This window comes from Arcicella sp. BE140 (genome assembly GCF_031456255.1).
Lineage (GTDB): Bacteria > Bacteroidota > Bacteroidia > Cytophagales > Spirosomataceae > Arcicella > Arcicella aquatica.
On sequence record NZ_JAVDUE010000005.1, the window covers coordinates 145990 to 160404 of the forward strand.

The following is a 14415-nucleotide window of genomic DNA, read 5'->3' on the forward strand; positions in this document are numbered from 1 at the left end:
AAAAAAGCTTTGCAAAAACTTGTAACAAGATAATATCGTATAATACTAAAGAAAAATCCTATAAATAATCAGAGAAATACTACTGTATATTTGTCCTGTTGAATATAGAACCAAATACAGTTTTATAATCATACAATCCCGTAGTTAGAATACATGAAAAACCTTCCAGTTTTTGATTTAGCCATTATTATTATTTACCTGATAGGAATGGTTTTGGTAGGGTTTTATTTTTCAAGAAAGAATAAAAACGCTGAGCAATTTACAACAGCCTCTGGAAAAATTCCAGGTTGGGCAATAGGGGCATCTATCTATGCTACCTTTCTGAGTAGCAATACTTTTTTAGGCGTACCAGGCAAAGCGTTTGGGAGTAATTGGAATGCCTTTGTATTTAGTTTATCCATGCCTTTAGCAGCGTGGGTAGCATCAAAATATTTTGTGCCATTTTACCGAAAAACGGGCGAAGTATCAGCATATACCCACTTTGAACATCGTTTTGGTGCGTGGGCACGTACTTATGCGGTAGTGTGTTTTTTATTAACACAATTGGCTAGAATGGGTTCTATCTTTTTTGGGATAGCCCTTAGCTTACAAGCACTAACGGGTTATTCTATGGAATTAATCATGCTAGTAATGGGTGTTTGTATTATTATTTACACTGTGTTAGGCGGTATTGAGGCAGTTATCTGGACGGAAGTGGTTCAGGCAGTTATTAAGACATTTGGGGCATTATTAATACTCTATCTGATTGTTAATGAAATGCCGGGCGGTGTTAGTAAAATCGTAGAAATAGGCGAAGTAAATCATAAATTTAGCTTAGGCAGTTTTTCTCCTGATTTTGTACAGTCGTCGTTTTGGGTGGTTTTGTTGTATGGTTTTTTTATCAACCTCAATAATTTTGGGATGGATCAAAATTATATACAACGTTATCATACAACATCGTCAGAGAAAGAAGCCTCCAAATCACTTTGGCTTTGTGTATGGTTATATTTACCCGCTTCTTTGATTTTTTTTATAATAGGAGCGTGTTTGTTTGCTTATTATCAAGTACATCCTGAATTGATTGAGGCCGTCAAGCATCAAGTAGCAGTAGAACGCTTTCCTAATGCTTCGGCAACTGAGATTAAATCGATAATGGCAACTTTACAGCCAGCAGATTATGGCGATAAAGTAATGCCACATTTTATGGTAACAAAAATACCTGTAGGATTAATGGGCTTAATTATTTCAGCTATTTTGTCTGCGGCAATGAGTACCATCAGTTCAGGGATGAATTCATCGGCTACGGTTTTTTCTGTTGATATTTTTCAGCGATATATCAAGAAAGACGTTAGCGAAAAACAGCAGATGAAAATATTGCATATTGCAACAGTAGTATTTGGTTTACTAGGAATGGGGACGGGCATAGCGATGATAGGAGTGAAGAGTGTGTTGGATGTATGGTGGCAGTTATCAGGTATTTTTGCAGCGGGAATGTTAGGCTTGTTTTTATTAGGAATAATTAGTCGCCAAAGCAAAAATCATGAAGCATTGATTGCTACCATAGTAGGCATTTTAGTGATTGTTTGGATGACCTTCTCTTCAAGTATTCCAGAAGAATATGCTTTTTTAAGAAGTTCGCTACATAAAAATATGATTATTGTAATAGGTACGCTGAGCATTTTCCTCACGGGAGTTCTTATTACTAAGTACAGAAAACAAGGTTAAAAACAATATATTTTTTTCACTTTAAACTTTTTGGGGTAAACAATACTGTTTTACCCCCCAATATCTCTGTGCCATTTTTTTCAAGGGTTTCGTGTATCATAAGCAATGTTATTGTTGAAAAGAATCGGTAAAGCAGGTTATCTAATTTAATAAAAATGGAAAAATCGAAAAAAGGATTTATCCCTGTCATGCTTACGCCTTTTAATGACAATGGGTATATAGATTTTGATGCTTTAACAAAACTAACAGAAGTTTATCTTGAGGCTGGTGCAAGTGGTTTATTTGCCAATTGTCTTTCAAGTGAAATGTTTGAGCTTTCAGATCAAGAAAGAATACAGTCAATCGAACACGTAATTAAGGTTGTGAACGGCGCCGTACCTGTAGTTGCCACGGGAACATTTGGTGGTGCTATCGAAAAGCAAGCAGACTTTGTCAAAAAAGTAAATGATACAGGGACAGAAGCTGTCATCTTGATAACGAGCTTATTAGCAGATGAAAATGAAGCTGATGAAGTATTCAACGAGAGGGTATTTTCTTTATTAGCCAAAACAAATTCAATTCCTGTAGGCTTTTATGAATGTCCGGTTCCCTATAAAAGAGTACTTGCTCCAAGCCAATTAAAAGATTTTGTGGAGACTGGAAGGGTCATTTATCATAAAGATACTTGTCTGGATATTGTTCAAGTAAAAGAAAAAATAAACTTAACAGCAGGACATAAATTCGGGCTTTATGATGCCTATATGGGTCATGCCGTTGAATCATTAAAAGCGGGTTCGGCGGGCCTTTCCTGTATACAAGGAAATTATTTTCCTGAATTGATAGTATGGTTGTGTGATAATTATGACGATGTATTGCAGCAAAAAGAAGTAGCTCGTGTACAACAATTTTTGATTGATAATATGGATGTAATGCACAACGTATATCCTATAGTTTCAAAATATTTCCTTCAAAAAAGAGGGTTAGATATTTCTACTTTTACCCGTAGAAAAGTAGGCACGTTTACGTCTACTATTACCAAAGAGATAGAAAACTTGTACAATAATTATGGGGTTTTGCAAGATGAACTTGATTTAAAACCAGCCTTAAATTATTAAAATTTTGCCAAGCATCTTTGAATCAAAGTAGGAATACTCAATGATTTAAAGATGCTATTATTTATATTACTCGTTTTTCTTTCTATCTTCTTTAACATTCAATTTTAGTTTTTCACTACAATCTTGTTGTTTACACTTGCTATAAAAAGTAAGGGAATGATGAAGGATTTCACAATTAAAAAACTCACCAACCATATTTTGAATATTTTGTATTCTTGGATCGCAAAATTCGGTAACCTTCTGGCAATCAGTGCATACTACGTGGTCATGTTGTCGACGGCCGTAAGCTTTTTCATATTTTGATGAAATTTTATTGCCAAACTGATGTTTTATAATTAGTTCAGCCTCAACCAGAATCTCCAAGGTATTATAAACCGTTGCTCTACTTACATGATAATTTAAAGCTTTCATGGCAATAAAAAGTTCTTCGGCTTCAAAATGATCATTCCTTTCATAAATGTGCTCTAAAATCGTAAATCTTTCATGTGTTTTACGATAGCCTTTAGCATCTAAAAATTCTTTAAAGAAGATTTTAACAGTATTTAAATTTGAGAGAGCCATAGTAATTTTTGCGTATTGATTTTTTATCCTTACTTGTTTTTGGAAAATAGGGAAGAATGTATTCAAGGTAATAGACTATCCATTAATGAAATTGTAAGTTGAGAATCACCATAATTTGCAATACTTGTTCATGATAAAACACCCTTATTTAGACTAAAAAGCAAAAATGATGAACAAAATGCCCTTTAGGTTTTAAAGGGCATTTTGTTCATATACAAATTTTTAATAGAGGTAAGCGGAAAGTTGTTTTTTTCATGAATATTGGTTTTAGAATAATTCAGCTATAAAAACCGTTCATTAAAATAAGTCTTTTAATTATTATGCAATATTAGACTAAATCTAAATAAACCACAAAAAATATTTAGACTTATTTTAAATTAACGGCTTTCTGAAAAACAAAACAAACAATTTTCACTTCAATATTAAGCACTCAAGTCTTCTTTTAACCATCTCCAACTTGCTAAGGTTAACAATAAACTACTAATAAATACAAAGCTTAGTAAGTTCAACTGAGATAAATCTAACTTAGGACTCATAAATTCCTCAATTAAATGAGCCAAATTAGCCAATGCGAAGATTGCAGCAATGCCAAAATTGATTTTACGTATGATAGGCTTTTCGATAAACAGAATAAACGTTATCAACGACATTGGTAAAATTTCAAAGATAAATCTGATGATGGCAGCACTCGGAGGTACAACGCCCGTTGCATTAGCTCTTTTAATCTCTATTCCATAAAAAAGTTCGCCAACATGGTAGTTAAAATGGAGAATCATGCATACTACGAATAGTATCCAGAGAGTTATTATTTTTTGTGCGTTGTTCATTAGTTTATTTGGTCAGTTTGATAAAATGATTTACAACTCCACCTTTGGCAATATTGATAGCTTTTGATGCCTTACCTGTAATAGGGTCATATACGTAATATCCGTTTAATCCTAAATTTGCATTGTTTACATTGAAGTAAAATTTGCTATCATATTTATAAGAAAAAGGATAAGCATAAGCGGCTGTAAGTGGAATATCCTGAATAATAGTAGCTGTTTTAGCATTCAAATCCAGTTTTACCCAACGTTGGTCAGGGTCATTGAATACACTATTTGATAATTCTTGATATTCTACCGCAGTAATAGTACCGTTTGCTAATTTCCCAACCAATTCAAGAACCCTTGCAGAATTTGATTGACCCGACACTGCTGCAAAAGCAATTCCGTTTTCATGATAAATAGTACCCATTGCTAGCTGAACCAATAGCGAATTTAAGCCAATAGCATCAACAGGATTGAATTTATAAGTAGCATCAAATTCAGTTGAGTTTGCAGGAATTTTCAAGATTTGTGGACGAGAACGTTTAGCGGCATTAATACCAAGTTGATTATCTAACCCATACGAACCTTGTGTAAGAATATAAATATTACCAGATTCATCAACCATACTATTTTCCAAACCTCTCGAAATAGGATACATTGCTTGCTCTATTGTCAATGTTTTTTCCCATTGTTTAGTTGTCAGGTTGACTACCTCTACATATACATTCTGTGAATCATAAAAATTACCAGTTTTAGAATTGTCAGTATATAATGGAAGGAATAGCTTATTATCCTGTTTTCTGTAAATAATGGTATTATAGTTATTACGATCGTTGGCTGGAATATCCATCGCTTTTGACATATCTATATCCCCCAATTTTTCCATAGTGGTTGGGTTAAATAAATGTACCGAATGGTTTACACCAGTGGTATAAACACCTAAGTTTTCATTAATAATTTCAACATCCCAAACATAGCTTAAAAGTGGAATAGAAGCAACTTCGGTCATTAAACCTGTTGACTTCAAAACGGCTTGCTTTGAAAGAGTTTGTTCATTTTTAAGTGATTGTCCAAACATAAAGTTTTTCCAAGTAGCTCTAGGATAAAAATACTCATAAGAAGACTTTGTCGTCATATCTATATTATCACCAGGGATAGTGGAATAATGACCAATATAAAAGGCATTGCTGGCCGTAGACTGTGATAGTGTACTAAGGACATAGCCTTCTTCCATGTATTTAGATTCCTCTGTTACTAAGGGTTCTTCCGTTTTACAAGCGATAGTTGAAGCAAAAAGTAAAACAGAAAGTAATAGTTTATTCGTTTTCATAAGGATTTAAAAATTATTGATTTCGTAAATTAGTTTTCCGTTAAAATTGATACCTGCCTTAGGCACCAAGAAATTATCATAAAGTGCTGCATTCAATAGATTTTGAATATTGAATGATAGGGTAAGATTCTGTTTGCTTAATTTATAAGAACAACCCAAATCAATGCGATGCTGCACGGGCACATAGGCATCTGGGGTTGTTGTCGGAGAATTGCTCGCTGCTACTAGAATGTGATTGAAGGCTCCGATATAGTTATAAAAAGTATAGAAGCGAATCAGGTTTTTGGGTGATAGAAAATTGGCTTTTTGCCATGATAATTCAACATTACCAAACGTTGTTGGATAATTTGGGAAAGGCGTTCCGATTAAATAATTATTGCGTGTATCTAAAACGGCCGTAAAGGTTTTACTAAGGATAGTAAGGTTTGCTTTCAGATTAACGGCTCTTTTATACCAAACAGATACATCTCCTTCACCCCCTAAAGTTCTAACTTGGTCAGCGTTTTCGTATCTTCTAAATACTGAACTTCCTAGATAAATGATATTATATTGTTGGCGATAAAAACCACTTAATGAGGTACTTACCTGAATGTTGTCGCCTATTTTATGATTATTAGAAAGACCAATATTTAAGTTGTCACTACTTTCAGGTAATAAATCCGTGTTTCTAAGAATATCGCCTCCATTTCCTACAAATTGGGTGAAAAGTGGGATTAAATATCCTCTTTCAAACGAGGCTCTCATGAAAGTATTTTCACTGAAGTTATACTTTGCACCCATGTTCCAACCCCAGAAATTTCCGTTCTTTTTAACCAATGCAAAGGTGTTGTTCTCTGCTCCATCCAACATATAATCATATTTTTTGATGGCTCCCGATAACGTAGTTTTCTCTCCGAAAAGCCCTTCATATTGTAAGCCAGCAATGTTTTTGGTTAAATACTGCGGTATGGTTAGATAGTCTCTTTCACCACTTTCTTTCAAATAATCAATACCAGTTAACTTTTGATGAGCATATAAGTTCGACAATAACAATTTATGCTTGTCATTGATTCTATATTCAATACTAGTTCTATTGGTAAGTCCCTGTGTATAATTGATAGTATTTCCAAGATAATATTCGCCTGGTTGGTTTTTACCAACGATGCTACCGCTCCAGCTATATACGTTGGCTGTTGTATCTACAAATTTTAAAGATTGGTCTGTATAATTGCCAAGCGTTCGCAACAATATTTTTTCATTCGAGAACGACTTTTCATATTTTAATACCGCAGATAAATTTCTGGCAGTATATTTTGCTTCGCCGATAGCAGTATTGGTAATTCTTGCGCCATTCTGCATTTCTTTATCACCTCCAGATAAATTAAGCGAAAGCCTAAATTCATCTGCCCAAGGTTTGCTATGAGTCCCGACTGTAATACTACCATACAAAAAGCGATAAGTATCATGAAAACGTTTTACTTGTTCATATTTGTTAGTTTCATACACTAAAGCCCTCATTTTGTAATTATTATCTGAATAATTATAGCCAAGTGAAGCATTCAAGAAATAATTATTTTTATTAGCTAGACCAAGGTTGATGTCCGTCAAATGAGTATTGAAAGATGCAATATTATAAGAAGCTTTAAAGGTATTGTAGGCTTTTTGTTCAGTGATAATATTAATACCACCACCAAGGGCATCAGAACCAACATCAACAGGCAAAACACCCTTATAAACGTCTACACGCTTGATATTGCCTAAAGGTAGGTTTGAAATATCAAATGAAGGATACATAAACTCCATTGGAATGCCGTCTATATATACCCTAATAGCATTCCCTCTTAAGCCATTAATAGAAATATCGGAAGCTTCACCTAGCGAACTTGACCTACGGATACGCACGCCAGAAATTTTGTCAAGTACGTCTGTTAGCAAAACTGTTTGATTAACAACATCTTTAATTTCAATGCTTTTAATACTAAGCGGTTTTGTTTCTTGCACCTTAGCTTGCGCAGTTGCTTTGACAGTTACTTCGTCCAATTCTTTAGACGATGCTTCTAATTGAATATTAATCGTTTTAGAAGAAGTGTTTACAGTGAACTTATGTTCTAAGGTCTGAAAACCTACAGCACTAAAAACTAAGATATGCTCACCATGAGGAATCTTCGTTAGTTTGTAATAGCCATCTGCATTGGTAATAATTGCATTTTTCGTATTCTTCAGCGATACTGTAGCAAAGGGTAATGTCTGTCCTTGCGCATCTTTCACTACGCCATCTACTACGCTCTGTTGAGCAAATAGCTGAAAGCCCATTAACATAAAAAGGAAAATTAGTCTCATTTTTTGGATTAGGATTATTGTGCAACAAAATTATACTTTTATTTGGAAATAGTCTAAATAAAAATAATATTTGCAAAAAAAATATATTTTATGATAGCTATATACTTTAATTTAATAGGAATTTTATTGTACTATTCAAAGGTTAAATACTTTCCAAAAGATATCTTAACATTCCCGTTTTCTTATGAAAAGGCAATAGGCCTGTTTTTTTTCATTGTTTCCTTGGGGGTTTTTATTTACCAATGGGGTGGAACAATCGGTTGTTTGATGTACCTCACAAGCCTTATTTTATCTGCTAGTGTTGTGCAGTTATTTGCTGTTTTAGGGAAAAAATGGTTTTATAGTTTTCTGATTTTAATACACGTAATAATCCTTATAAACTTATTTAAACATGCCAGCTAAAAAAGAATATTTATCTACTTCGGGACAAAGATTTTTGAAGGTATCGGCAGGAATCTTAGGAGGACTATTATTGTCGGTAGCTATCCATTTATTATTAGGAATACTCCTTCAAAACAAGGTTGCGGTAATGCTTACGGGTACTTTTACAGCATTTTTATTATGGGCTGCTTTACTTTCAATTGCTTTTTTAGCTAAAAGTGGGTGGAAAATATTGGGTATCTATCTGGCAGGCATTCTAATTTGTTCATCAATTATTTACCTAATTCGCTAAAGCACAAATGAAATTAAAAGGATTATCAAATAGAGCATTTAATATTTTTTTGCATACACATACTGTTGCAGGTATCGTGATTAGCTTTGCCTTGTATATTATTTTTTTTGCTGGGGCATTCACTATTTTTCGAAGTGAGATTTATCAATGGGAAAACCCTAGTGCAAGGATTCAATTGACTGAAAATAGTCTTGAATACGACCAAATAATAGAAAAACTAAAGCAACAATACCCTGAGGTAGATACTGAAAAAGACATTATTATCAGACCTGGCACAACCAAAGAACCCCTAACAACTGTTTGGGTTTCTATGAAAGATAAGGTCGAAAAAAATGGTAATACTAGGAAAGAAGTTAACAAGGCAAGAGCCGAATCGTTAGAATTGTCATATCATCCAGTCAATAAAACCTTACAAGTTTATGAAGGGAAAAACAAGGAAAGTCCCCCAACAACCATCGGTGAGACATTATTTCGCTTGCATTATTTCAGTCAGATTCCTATTGTTGGAATGTATCTAGCTGGTTTCGTCGCTTTTTTCTTTCTGTTTGCCAGTATCACTGGTGTATTAATCCATTGGCGAAATATCATCACAAAGTTTTATGGATTTTCTATCAAAGGAGCTTGGAAACAAATTTGGACAAACGCTCATACTGTTTTTGGACTTATCGGATTGCCTTTCCAGATGATGTATGCCGTTACAGGGGCCTTTTATTGTTTGTCTATTTTATTACTAGCTCCGGCTACGATTGTGTTTTTTAATGGGGACCAAAAAGCAGCACTTACAGCATTCAGACCTGATAGGGTGATTGAAGTAAATGAGAAATCACCCATAAACACCAACCTAAAGAACGTTAATAGTGTAGTGAACAAGTTCTATAAAACTATTCCTGATATTGAAGTGACGAGAGTAACTGTCAAGCATTTAGGGAGAGAAGATGCAATACTGACAGCTTATGTGCAAGACGAAACCATCTTTAATGGTTATGGAGTAGTAGGCGTTACGTTAAAAGATGGTAAAAGAGTGATGGAAGTATTACCAAGAGAAAAAACTTATACACAGGCTGTTTTAGGAGCGATAGGGGCGATACATTTTGCAGAATTTGGTGGAATCGCCCTGAAAATCATGTTTTTTATACTAGCTTTCATTACTTGTTTTATCATTATTAGTGGCGTATTAATATGGAAAGAAGCTAGGAATAAGAAAGAGTATACCGACAAACAAAAAAGGTTTCATCATCGCATTACAATGTGGTATTTGGCTATTTGTTTTGGATTGTTCCCTGCGACAGCTATTTTATTTATTGCTGAGCGAGTAATACCAATGGCTTTGAATAACCACAGTTCATTAGTGAATACCGTTTTCTTTGTATCATGGCTGATATTGATGATTGTGGGCTTATTTAGCAAAAAAGAATCGATTTTAACAAAGCGATATTTATATATTAATGGAGTTTTGTCATTGATTGTTCCTATTGCTAATGGGGTTACGACAGGCGACTGGCTTTGGAAGTCACTAGCTAATCAACAATTTTATGTAGCCGCAGTAGATATTTTTTGGTTACTGGTTGCCTCAATAAGTTTCTTCCTTGCGACGAGTATTTATGGAAAATCGGATAAAGTAGAAAAGACTAAAAAGGGCAGTGCGGTATTAGAAAAGCCTATTCTTAGCTAGAATCTAACAATTAATATACTACTCGATTATTCTTTTTGTACTCACTAGGAGTTTGTTGGATAACTTGTTTAAATATCCTAGAAAAATAAGAAAGACTTTCAAATCCAGTTTTGATAGCAATATCATGCATCGAGAGCTCAGTTGTAATCATTAGCAACTGAGCTCTTTCTATTCGCTTGTATTGAATATAACTCAAAGGTCTTTCTCCTGTATTTTCATTGAAAATCCTCGAAAAATAATCGGGACTTAAATTCGCTCTATCTGCCAAATGTTCTACTGTCAAGCTATTATCAAGATGCGTTTGTATGTAATTGATGGACTCTAATATTTTAGAGGGAATTACATTTTTTTCTTCAATATCGAAATACTCTTTGGTCATAAACCGTGAAAGCAACTGCATAATAATTCCCTGTGTTTCCATTAATGCCGAGGCATCCAAGGTATCATTCATTTGTTTGAACGATTGCAAGATAGGATGTTTTTCATAATCTTTAGGGTCGTTTGATTGCGTCAATCCTCTTCCTTTATTCAATGCTAGTATTCTTTTGAAATGCTCAAAATCTATTGTTTGGGCAGGCACTTTGATGATTTTTTGATGGTTTGAAAATAAGGCATTTCCGTCGATAGATTCTTCAATAAATTGAATATAATACTGGCTCAGAAAACGGTCACATTGATAATTACAAACCGTAAAACTTGGAATTAAGTACAAATAATTAGGTTCTAATACTTGCGACTCATGCGCATTAAAAAGGATACCTTGTCCATCATCAATCAAATACATTCTGTAAAATGGGCTAATTACATGCTTGAAATTCCAAGTTTTGTTCAATTGTACATAATCGGCATTTAATAACGAAAATGTGTTTTTCAATGATTTCCTAAGCATATTTAGTATTTTAAGAGAATGATAATAGCCATAAAGCTATTAATAAAAGTCGGCTTTGTGAAAATATTGGTCAGTTTTGTATAATATTAATAATATATTGTATTATACATTTGTAGGATTGTTTGCCCAATTTTATGATAATGACACGGATATTTATATTGTTGATTTTCTTAGCGAGTTTAGCGCTGTTTTCATGTTCGCCAACATTACCTGAAGAGGTTGAGGTAGCTATGCGTGAAGTCCCAGCAGAACTAGATTATAACATTCATGTAAAACCCATTCTTTCGGATAAATGCTTTGCTTGCCATGGGCCAGACAAAGCCAAACAAAAAGCAGGCTTACGGTTAGATTTAGCCGAATTTGCTTATGCAGATTTGCCAGAAAATCCCAATAAAGTGGCGATTAATCCAGGGAATTTAGAAAAAAGCGAATTCTTTCATAGGATTATTTCTGATGACCCTAATTATGTAATGCCTACTCCTTCATCACATTTAAGTTTGACAGCCAAAGAAAAAGCGGTATTGATTAAATGGATTAAAGAGGGAGCTGAATATAAACCTCATTGGGCTTTTGTTAAACCTGTAATGCCTGACGTACCTGAAGTAGAAAACGAGGAGTTGGTGAAAAATCCGATTGATAATTTTATCCAAGAAAAGCTGGCGGAAGAACAACTAAGTCCTTCCAAAGAAGCTTCTAAAGAAATTTTACTACGTCGTTTGTCTCTCGACTTAACGGGCTTGCCACCATCAGTGCAAGAAATGGATGCTTTCTTGAAAGATAATTCTCCGAATGCTTATGAAAAACAAGTAAACCGCTTGTTGAATTCGCCACATTATGGTGAAAAAATGGCGGTTGATTGGTTAGATTTAGCTCGTTTTGCCGATTCGCATGGCTATACGGTAGATAGATTGAGAGATATGTCGCCTTATCGGGATTTTGTAATTAATGCATTCAATAAAAATTTGCCTTACGACAAATTTGTCCATTGGCAATTGGCAGGCGATTTGATGCCTAAACCAACCAAAGAAATGATGATTGCTACTGCCTTTAATCGTAATCATCAACAAAATATGGAAGGCGGTATTGTTGAAGAAGAATTCCAAACTGAATATGTGATTGATAGGACGAATACTTTTGGGGATGCGTTTTTAGGACTTTCGGTAGGGTGTGCAAAATGTCATGATCATAAGTATGACCCTATTTCTCAGAAAAATTATTATCAGTTATTTAGCTTTTTTAACAATGTAAAAGAAGCAGGACAAATTTCGTGGGATGATGCCCCGCCTACGCCAACTATGATGTTGCCCACGAAACGACAAGAACAAATATTACATTTCATCAATACCAAAATTGCTCAACAAGAAAAAACGATTGATAAGCAAAGCAAGGAGGCTGACGGTAGTTTTCAAAAATGGTTAACCGATAAGAGCTACCAGACATTAGCCAAAGAAAATATTCCAAAAATAGGCTTGCAAGCACTTTATACTTTTGAGGACGGCACGTTGAAAAATACCGTTAGCCCCAAACAAGTAGCTGTGATGAAAAGGGAGTCTGGTCAGACGGGAGATAGCCCTGTTTTTGAAAATACTGCAAAGGGTAAAACAATGCTCATGAATGGCGATGTTTTTCTAGATTTGAACGAAGTAGGTGTTTTCCGTAAATCTCAAGCTTTTACGGTAGGCATTTGGGTTAATATTCCAAAAGAATTGAAAGAAGGGGTAATTCTACACAAGAGCCAAGCAGAACGTCTGTACAATTTTAGAGGATATCATTTGTATCTGAAAGACAATAAGTTAGAGTTAAACATGGCTCATACTGCTCCTTCTGATGCCATAACAAAAGTTTCTAAGCAACCTGTTCTTCGTAATCAATGGATTCAACTGACGATTACTTATGATGGTTCGTCAAAAGCCAATGGTTTTAAGTTGTACCAAAATGGGCAAGAGATGACTATGGAGACGAAGACAGACCAGTTGAAAAAAGATATTTTATTCCGTACTGGCATCCAGCCCGCTTTGCAAATTGGAGGTTGGTGGCGTGGCTTAGGCTTTAAAAATGGGAAAGTCGATGATATTTCGGTATATAATCGCGTACTAAGTCCTTATGAAATAAGTGTACTCGCCCAGAAAGCTAGTTGGGCTACAATTGCTAACAAAAATATTAATCAATTATCAGTACAAGAGTTATCGTCTTTAAAAGCTTTTTATCTTTCAGCTATTTATCCAGACCTACAAAATTCAAGAAAAGTACTTGAAAAGCTACGAACTACCTTGGCTGATTCTACCGAGGGTATTGAAGAATTAATGGTGATGCAAGAAATGCCAAAACCTAAAAAAGCCCATATTTTATTAAGAGGAAATTATGATGCTTTTGGCGAAGAGGTTTTTCCAAATACGCCCGAATCAGTCTTGGCTTATCCAGATGATTTACCTAAAAATCGCTACGGTTTAGCGCAGTGGCTTACACATGAAAACCATCCCCTGACAGCAAGAGTAGCAGTGAATCGTTTTTGGCAAAATTTCTTTGGGGTAGGTTTAGTAAAAACAACCGAAGATTTTGGTAACCAAGGTGAAATGCCAAGTCACCCAAAACTTTTAGACTGGTTAGCCATTACTTTCAGAGAATCAGGTTGGGATGTTAAGAAACTCAATAAGCTGATTGTGATGTCGGCAACGTATAGACAGGATTCTCGTGTCAATAAAGAAACAAGAGAAAAAGACCCAGAAAATCGTTTATTGGCACATGGCCCTGTGAATAGAATGACTGCCGAAATGATTCGTGACAATGCCCTGATGGCTAGTGGTTTGCTAAATCCTGTTATTGGCGGAAAGAGCGTAAAACCTTATCAGCCAGAAGGACTTTGGGAAATTAATAATACCACTTATAAAGCAGATTCTGGTAAATCTGTTTATCGCAGGAGCTTGTATGTGGTTGTAAAAAGAGCCGTTCCAAACCCAACTTTGGCTACTTTTGATGCCACTTCACGCAGTTCGTGTGTGGTAAGAAGACAAAAAACCAATACGCCATTGCAAGCGTTAGTCACGTTGAATGACCCAACTTTCGTGGAAGCAAGCAAAGTAATGGGCGAGCAAATGGCTAAAATAGGCGATGTAAATAAGGGAATCATTTACATTTATCGAAAATTGACAGGAAGAACCCCACATGCTAAAGAGGTAGCGTTATTAGCACAGTTACAACGAGTGTCACGCGCTAAATTTCAACAGTATCCTCAAAAAGCAAAAGGAATATTGAAAGCGGGGCAGTATGTAGTAGATAAGAAATTAGATACTTCGCTGATAGCCGCGAATACTGTAGTGGCAAATACTATTTTAAATTCAGATGCTACTTTAACTAAAAGATAGAA

General features: G+C 34.9%; 10 protein-coding genes. 5 read left to right on the forward strand and 5 right to left on the reverse strand.

From position 1 onward, the window contains the following. Positions 1-153 precede the first annotated feature (153 nt). Both J2Y60_RS10090 and J2Y60_RS10095 read left to right on the forward strand, forming a co-directional pair. Positions 154-1704 carry a sodium:solute symporter gene (locus J2Y60_RS10090; protein ID WP_309917177.1) on the forward strand — a complete coding sequence of 517 codons (1551 nt, stop codon included), beginning with the start codon at positions 154-156 and terminating at the stop codon, positions 1702-1704. Between the two features lie 155 nt (positions 1705-1859). Then, the gene (locus J2Y60_RS10095) at positions 1860-2798 is read left to right on the forward strand and encodes a dihydrodipicolinate synthase family protein (RefSeq protein WP_309917179.1); all 939 of its coding nucleotides are present in this window, start codon (positions 1860-1862) and stop codon (positions 2796-2798) included. Positions 2799-2864: 66 nt separating this feature from the next. On the opposite strand, the gene J2Y60_RS10100 is transcribed toward J2Y60_RS10095, so the two are convergent. The 4 genes from J2Y60_RS10100 to J2Y60_RS10115 form a co-directional block, all read right to left on the reverse strand. Beyond that, positions 2865-3425, reverse strand: a complete 561-nt coding sequence (locus J2Y60_RS10100; protein ID WP_309917181.1) for a transcriptional repressor — start codon at positions 3423-3425, stop codon at positions 2865-2867. A 356-nt stretch (positions 3426-3781) separates the two neighbouring features. Further along, positions 3782-4186 carry a hypothetical protein gene (locus J2Y60_RS10105; RefSeq protein ID WP_309917184.1) on the reverse strand — a complete coding sequence of 135 codons (405 nt, stop codon included), beginning with the start codon at positions 4184-4186 and terminating at the stop codon, positions 3782-3784. A gap of 4 nt (positions 4187-4190) precedes the next feature. Continuing rightward, positions 4191-5498 carry a hypothetical protein gene (locus J2Y60_RS10110; RefSeq protein ID WP_309917186.1) on the reverse strand — a complete coding sequence of 436 codons (1308 nt, stop codon included), beginning with the start codon at positions 5496-5498 and terminating at the stop codon, positions 4191-4193. A gap of 6 nt (positions 5499-5504) precedes the next feature. Then, positions 5505-7817: a carboxypeptidase-like regulatory domain-containing protein gene (locus J2Y60_RS10115; protein ID WP_309917189.1), complete on the reverse strand. Its 2313-nt coding sequence runs from the start codon at positions 7815-7817 to the stop codon at positions 5505-5507. Positions 7818-8208: 391 nt separating this feature from the next. Here J2Y60_RS10115 and J2Y60_RS10120 point away from each other — a divergent pair, with 391 nt between their 5' ends. Together J2Y60_RS10120 and J2Y60_RS10125 are read left to right on the forward strand one after the other, a co-directional pair. Next, the gene (locus tag J2Y60_RS10120) at positions 8209-8490 is read left to right on the forward strand and encodes a hypothetical protein (RefSeq protein WP_309917192.1); all 282 of its coding nucleotides are present in this window, start codon (positions 8209-8211) and stop codon (positions 8488-8490) included. A 7-nt stretch (positions 8491-8497) separates the two neighbouring features. Then, entirely contained in the window at positions 8498-10162 is a 1665-nt protein-coding gene (locus tag J2Y60_RS10125; RefSeq protein WP_309917195.1) for a PepSY-associated TM helix domain-containing protein, read from the forward strand. Positions 10163-10172: 10 nt separating this feature from the next. Here J2Y60_RS10125 and J2Y60_RS10130 read toward each other — a convergent pair whose 3' ends face one another. Continuing rightward, a complete protein-coding gene (locus J2Y60_RS10130; protein ID WP_309917198.1) occupies positions 10173-11051 on the reverse strand; it encodes an AraC family transcriptional regulator in 879 nt (292 codons plus the stop codon). Between the two features lie 140 nt (positions 11052-11191). On the opposite strand from J2Y60_RS10130, the gene J2Y60_RS10135 reads away from it, so the two are divergent. After that, a complete protein-coding gene (locus J2Y60_RS10135; RefSeq protein WP_309917202.1) occupies positions 11192-14413 on the forward strand; it encodes a DUF1553 domain-containing protein in 3222 nt (1073 codons plus the stop codon). Positions 14414-14415 lie beyond the last annotated feature (2 nt).

Excerpts from the sequence above, each read along its gene's own strand:
- J2Y60_RS10090 (WP_309917177.1), top strand. The coding sequence starts at position 154 with ATGAAAAACCTTCCAGTTTTTGATTTAGCCATTATTATTATTTACCTG.
- J2Y60_RS10095 (WP_309917179.1), top strand. The coding sequence starts at position 1,860 with ATGGAAAAATCGAAAAAAGGATTTATCCCTGTCATGCTTACGCCTTTT.
- J2Y60_RS10105 (WP_309917184.1), bottom strand. The coding sequence starts at position 4,186 with ATGAACAACGCACAAAAAATAATAACTCTCTGGATACTATTCGTAGTA.
- J2Y60_RS10110 (WP_309917186.1), bottom strand. The coding sequence starts at position 5,498 with ATGAAAACGAATAAACTATTACTTTCTGTTTTACTTTTTGCTTCAACT.
- J2Y60_RS10115 (WP_309917189.1), bottom strand. The coding sequence starts at position 7,817 with ATGAGACTAATTTTCCTTTTTATGTTAATGGGCTTTCAGCTATTTGCT.
- J2Y60_RS10120 (WP_309917192.1), top strand. The coding sequence starts at position 8,209 with ATGCCAGCTAAAAAAGAATATTTATCTACTTCGGGACAAAGATTTTTG.
- J2Y60_RS10125 (WP_309917195.1), top strand. The coding sequence starts at position 8,498 with ATGAAATTAAAAGGATTATCAAATAGAGCATTTAATATTTTTTTGCAT.
- J2Y60_RS10130 (WP_309917198.1), bottom strand. The coding sequence starts at position 11,051 with ATGCTTAGGAAATCATTGAAAAACACATTTTCGTTATTAAATGCCGAT.
- J2Y60_RS10135 (WP_309917202.1), top strand. The coding sequence starts at position 11,192 with ATGACACGGATATTTATATTGTTGATTTTCTTAGCGAGTTTAGCGCTG.